At 53.0% G+C, this 1,000-nt stretch carries 2 protein-coding genes; both read right to left on the minus strand.

Annotation, left to right across the window (positions count from 1 at the left end; all coding sequences use genetic code 11):
- Positions 1 to 732: polysaccharide deacetylase family protein (locus L3D05_RS26285; protein WP_239619330.1), on the minus strand; the 732-nt coding region annotated here is incomplete at its 3' end.
- 69 nt (positions 733 to 801) lie between these two features.
- Positions 802 to 1,000: carbohydrate-binding protein (locus L3D05_RS26290; protein ID WP_500786050.1), on the minus strand; the 199-nt coding region annotated here is incomplete at its 5' end.

Consider the following 1,000-nt stretch of genomic DNA (forward strand, 5'->3'; position numbering starts at 1 on the left):
CACTTTCGTACTGGTGCCAGGAGGATTCGTTGTACCGCCGCCACCTCCGCCGTCAGGCGCTACCGCCCGACCGGTGCTGGTCGAGATCATGCCGGGGCACAGTCCGCGGCTCTTGAGGTTCTGCGCGATCTGCGGGATCGCTTGGATCGTCGTCTGGTATTGGTCATGCATCAGGATCACGTCGCCGTTTTGCATTCTGCCCGCGGCGGCTACGATCTGAGCGGTAGTGGCGCCGTTCCAGTCTTGGGAGTCAACGCTCCATATTACTTCTGTTAGACCGTTTTGGCTCTCGACGGACTTTAATGTCGCGTTTGTCTCGCCGTACGGCGGACGGAATAGCTTCGGTGCGGTTCCGGTTGCCGACTGGATCGCTTGCTGTGTCCGCGTGATTTCCGAAGACATCTGTGCGCTGCTCATTGTAGTCATATGTGGGTGCGTATAGGAATGGTTACCGACCCACATCCCAGCACTCACTTGGTCTCGCACCAAAGACGGGTAACTCTGCGCGTTTTGCCCGAGATTGAACATCGTAGCGCGCAAGCCGGACTGCTTCAGCGCATTGAGCAGATTTGTCGTGTTACTGGGATTGGGGCCATCGTCGTACGTCAAGCCAACGTATCCGTTCGGGCAGTTGGCATCGGCAGCACTTGCGATAGGCGTAATCGGACTGGAGAACAACGTACAGAAGAGCGCAAGGGTCGTTGCCCCTTTTACTAGTTTTCCTTTAAGCATAATAGTAGTACCTCCTCGTAATCAGAATTCAAATTAAAAACTCAATTTGTTTATCACCACTTTGGAGATTTACGTGATCTCCAAATAATCAAGGTAAGCATCCCATGTACCGTTATCGGCTGTTACAACGAGTTGAATCTCTTGATTTCCGGTTCCATGGCTGACATTGTTTAGGGTATAGACCGCAGGATTGCTGCCGCCGAAGTAGAATGTACCCTTCGTCACTCCGCCGATTTTTAAGTCGACCCTGGCCATGTTGGAGTTATTC

Origin of the sequence: Cohnella mopanensis, from assembly GCF_022352055.1 — a bacterium.
Lineage (GTDB): Bacteria > Bacillota > Bacilli > Paenibacillales > Paenibacillaceae > Cohnella > Cohnella mopanensis.